Below are 4,342 nucleotides of genomic sequence, written 5' to 3' on the forward strand. Positions count from 1 at the left end.
GTGTATAAGAGACAGTTCATAGACATAAGAACTACATCTTATTTCTTATTATCAAATATCCAAATCAAATGCCTTTCTTAGTAACTCTATTGTTGGATTAAGCGCTTTAAGTTTTTCAAATTTTTCCTGTGGGGTAAACGCATGCCGTGTAGAAGCGACTTCATTTACATGCGTTTCTATAATAATATCATGATTGTGCAGTTTCCCCCGAAGGTAGCCCAATAATTCAATCTTGTTATTATCAAAGTCAACCTTACTGCCCTCAACAGGTAATTCGAGCCTGATGGTTACCCCGTCTTTATCAAGCACCGGGTCATTAATCTGCATATAGGTTGCCATGATCTTCTGTCCGGTATCGCTAAGGCGTTGTGCAAATTTATTCCACATCAGCAGCATATCAGTTTCCGTAAAAGGTTCGCGCGGCAGTTCGTCATGCTTTTTTAATTCGGCTTTCTGGGTTTCCTGTAGTTCACGCTTCATTTTAATGCTCGAAAGCGAAAACGCCGAAACCTTTGGCCTGCCGTCATCTTCGGGTATTTGTACAACCGGTGGCTTAATGATTTCAGGCGCATCAACCTCAATTTTATTAACAGGTAACGGAGAAATACCTTCGGGCTTTTCAGGTACTGCCGTATTAGCTGTTACTACAGAAGATTGATTTCCTGCAGGCTTAGCGGGCGTGCTGTCCGTAAAATAATGTGCGGGAATTATAAATTGGTCAGCTTTTTTTTTTCTCCGTCAAAGGTGACAGAGGCAAGCTGCATAAGGCATAGCTCTACTAACAGCCTTTGGTTTTGGCTGGTTTTGTACTTAAGGTCGCAATCGTTGGTAATATCAATAGCCTCAAGCAAAAACTGCTGGCTGGCTTTTTGAGATTGCTGTGCATACATGGCCTGCGCTGTTTCTCCTGCTTCGAGCAGTACCAGCGTTGCAGGTGTTTTGCATACCAACAGGTCGCGGAAGTGCGATGCAAGCCCCGCTACAAAGTGGTGCGCATCAAAACCTTTGGCAAGTATGTCGTTAAAAGCAAGCAATAGTTCCGGTATGCGGTTTTCAAGTATCAGGTCGGTTACCTTAATGTAGTACTCATAATCAAGAACATTAAGGTTTTCTGTAACGGCCTGGCGTGTAAGGTTACTACCGCAATAGCTTACTACCCTGTCAAAAATAGAAAGCGCGTCGCGCATGGCGCCATCCGCTTTCTGGGCGATGATGTGCAGCGCATCATCTTCAAAGGTAATGCCCTGGCTCGTGGCTACCTCGGCAAGGTGTTCTTTGGCATCTTTAACCGTTATCCGCTTAAAATCGAATATCTGGCAGCGCGACAATATGGTAGGTATTATTTTATGCTTCTCTGTAGTGGCAAGTATAAAAATGGCATGTCTTGGCGGTTCTTCCAGCGTTTTAAGAAAAGCATTAAATGCCGCCTGAGAGAGCATGTGCACCTCATCTATAATATATACTTTATACTTGCCTGTTTGCGGCGGTATCCTTACCTGGTCTATCAGGTTACGGATGTCATCTACCGAGTTGTTGGAAGCCGCATCCAGCTCAAACACATTAAAGGCAAAATCTTCATTCGGGTCGTCATAACCTTCCTGGTTTATTTTGCGGGCCAGTATGCGTGCGCAGGTTGTTTTGCCCACACCACGCGGGCCGGTAAATAACAATGCCTGTGCTAAGTGGTTATTCTCTATGGCGTTGAGCAGCGTATTGGTAATAGCCTGCTGGCCCACAACATCCTTAAAGGTTTGCGGGCGGTATTTACGGGCTGATACGATGAATTGTTCCATAGTGATATATGCAGGGCAAATATACTATTTTATAATTGTAGATTGAAAATTTAAGATTTAAGAGTTGTCAACAGCTCAATTTTCAAATTACCACATTTTCAAATTAATTAAGCGATTACCTCTGCAATGTTTTCATTGCTTAAAAGATTAAGCAATGCCCTTTCTTCGGCGTTGAGGTCGCCGTTTTCGGTTTCATTCTCACAAATGTATTTGGATATGTTTCCGTTTTCGTATGCTGCAATTACAGTGGGGTGCACATAATATTTTTTGCAGACCGAGCGGGTATTGCCCAGTTTTTTTGCCACCGAATCAAGCACGCCTACAATTTTCTTTTTGCAGTCGGTCATGCTGGTGTGGTCGCCTGCTTCATAAAATGCACACAAAGCGTTGAGGCTGCCTGCCCACGCACGAAAGTCTTTAGCGGTAAAATCTTCGCCGGTTATTTCTTTTATATAATTATTTACATCTGCCGAGCCAATACTGTGGTGGGTGCCATCATCGTCATAGTACTGAAACAGTTCATAACCCGGAACCTCTTTACAGCGCTTTACCAGGTTTGCCAGCCTGCGGCTTTGCAGCTTTATTTTATGTTTAACGCCCTTTTTGCCTGTAAACTCAAAATCTACTGCTTCGCCTTTAAATTTTACATGCTTGTCGCGCAAAGTAGTAAGCCCGAATGAGCCATACAGTTTTTTATAAGCATCATTACCAATACGGATGTTGGTAAGCTCTATCAGTTTTACTACAAGTGCCACCACTTTTTCGTAGGGAAGCCCCTTGCGGTTCAGGTCGGCTTCTACCTGCTTACGTATGGCAGGCAGGGCATTGGCAAAACGCCTGAGCCTGTAAAATTTAGACTGGTTGCGTATTTTATTCCACTCCGGGTGATAGCGGTACTGCTTGCGCCCGCGGACATCGGTGCCCGTTACCTGCAGGTGCCCGTGCGGGTAAGGCGATATCCATACATCCTGCCATGCCGGGGGTATAACCAGTTTTTTAATCCTGTCCAGCACTTCCTTCTCTTTTACCGTGTTGCCCTCGTGGTCTTTATAGGTAAAGCCGCTGCCTTTGCGCTTCCTGTAATAGCCTTTATCAGACTGCAGGGCATAGCGCAAGCCAGCGGCTTTGGCGGTAACCTTAGGGTCGCTGCCTATTTTTTCGAGTTTTTTCTGTAACCTGTTCATTTAGCCCGTTGGCTATTCGTCTTTTCTTCCTTTAATACTCATTTCGTGCAGCATTTTGGCAGCGCTTTTTTCGGTATAGGCGCCGTGGCCTGCCACAAAAACACCTTTTTCTCCGTCTTTAGATTGTATACCGTAAACCGTAGCCTCATCGCCCGGGTCGGTTTCGCCCTCGTAGCGGTAAATGTGCTCTATGGTAAAGTCTTCGCAGTGATTTACTATGCGCTCTTCCTCAAGGTTAAAGTCTGTTGTAAATCCTTTTTGTGCCAACTCTTCAAGTGCTTTAGATACTGTGGCATAATGATACATCTGTCTGTCCATGTGTGTAGTTTTTTAAAGAGGTTTGTTTTACAGTATTAAAATTACGGCTTTAGAAAATTGGCTGCTGCCAACGAAATGTTAAACATGGTTTAGTCATGATGTCAAGAGTCTAAAGTCGAAAGGAGAAAGTTTAGATGTCAGATGAAAGGTGTCGGACGAACAAGGCTCCCTCTCCTTTGGAAAGGGGTTTGGGGTGAGGCTGACTTTATGACTTTCGACTCCCCACTTTGTGACTTAAAAAAAACTATCTTTGCCCCGCAGGCCGCCTTATCGCTGCTCCCGCTTCGGTGTGGGGTGGAGGAAAGTCCGGACACCACAGGGCAGCATAGCGGGTAACGCCCGTCACTGTGCCGCAAGGCGCGGGAGGACAAGTGCAACAGAAAGTATGTACAGGTAATGCTGTAGTGAAACCAGGTAAACTCTATGCGGTGAAATGCCAAGTATACCGGCAATTAAGGGCTGCCCGCCCAATGCCGGAGGGTAGGCAGATAGAGCGTAACAGCAATGTTGCGCCCAGATAAATGATAAGGCTTCTAAATTTATTTAGTTGACAGAATCCGGCTTACAGGCCTGCATTATTTTCTAAACTTTGTTCTTCAATTTCTTTTAAAGAAAGTCCATCAGCATTTTTCCAAACGTTGCGACCATTTACTGAATAACCTAATGTTACAGCAGCAGCAGCAGATGGACTATTAAACAATTGATTTTTCGTAAACATAAGTTTTCCTACTTCGTCTCTGCTTATAGTTCCATCAAGTTCAAGGCTTTCTCTTAACGAACTATATCCGAAAGGTCTCTTTTTTTCTGCTACAGATGAATTTTTCAAAATTACAATTCCTTCATCTGTTTGTACAGCTTCTGCACAAATACCTTTCACATTAAGATAAAGTTTTGTATTGTCATTCTCATTTTTGATTATAACCTGCTTTGAAGTTATAGGAGTATTAATTATTGGATTTTCTGTAATTATTGTTGGATTCTCAAGAAATTTATGACCTAATGTGCCATTCAAAATTTTTACATTTAGTATAAAATCTTCCATTGAGT

The 4,342-nt window shown here is 43.4% G+C and carries 5 protein-coding genes, 1 other RNA gene and 1 pseudogene; 2 read left to right on the forward strand and 5 right to left on the reverse strand.

Features of this window, described 5'->3' with window-relative positions; genetic code table 11:
- Positions 1 to 51: 51 nt before the first annotated feature.
- Positions 52 to 480, reverse strand: coding sequence for a hypothetical protein (locus tag Q0K96_RS14980; protein ID WP_297334789.1), 429 nt, complete (start codon positions 478 to 480; stop codon positions 52 to 54).
- 4 nt (positions 481 to 484) lie between these two features.
- On the opposite strand from Q0K96_RS14980, the gene Q0K96_RS14985 reads away from it, so the two are divergent.
- A complete protein-coding gene (locus tag Q0K96_RS14985) occupies positions 485 to 658 on the forward strand; it encodes a hypothetical protein (protein WP_297334790.1) in 174 nt (57 codons plus the stop codon).
- A gap of 49 nt (positions 659 to 707) precedes the next feature.
- On the opposite strand, the gene dnaX is transcribed toward Q0K96_RS14985, so the two are convergent.
- From dnaX to Q0K96_RS15000, 3 genes are all read right to left on the reverse strand, one after another.
- Positions 708 to 1,793 (reverse strand): DNA polymerase III subunit gamma/tau, encoded by a 1,086-nt coding sequence (gene dnaX / locus Q0K96_RS14990; protein ID WP_297334791.1) that lies wholly within the window; start codon positions 1,791 to 1,793, stop codon positions 708 to 710.
- Positions 1,794 to 1,900: 107 nt separating this feature from the next.
- Positions 1,901 to 2,977, reverse strand: coding sequence for a DNA topoisomerase IB (locus Q0K96_RS14995; RefSeq protein WP_297334792.1), 1,077 nt, complete (start codon positions 2,975 to 2,977; stop codon positions 1,901 to 1,903).
- A 12-nt stretch (positions 2,978 to 2,989) separates the two neighbouring features.
- A complete protein-coding gene (locus Q0K96_RS15000; protein ID WP_297334793.1) occupies positions 2,990 to 3,295 on the reverse strand; it encodes a hypothetical protein in 306 nt (101 codons plus the stop codon).
- Positions 3,296 to 3,549: 254 nt separating this feature from the next.
- Between Q0K96_RS15000 and rnpB the strand changes: the two genes are divergently transcribed.
- Positions 3,550 to 3,876, forward strand: an RNA gene (rnpB, locus tag Q0K96_RS15005) — RNase P RNA component class A.
- A 38-nt stretch (positions 3,877 to 3,914) separates the two neighbouring features.
- Here the strand turns inward: rnpB and Q0K96_RS15065 are convergent.
- Positions 3,915 to 4,337 (reverse strand): annotated as a pseudogene (locus Q0K96_RS15065) (DUF4357 domain-containing protein); the annotation flags it as partial.
- Between the last annotated feature and the right edge of the window lie 5 nt (positions 4,338 to 4,342).

This window comes from Flavobacterium sp. (assembly GCF_024305175.1).
In the GTDB taxonomy this organism is placed as follows: Bacteria; Bacteroidota; Bacteroidia; order Flavobacteriales; family Flavobacteriaceae; genus Flavobacterium.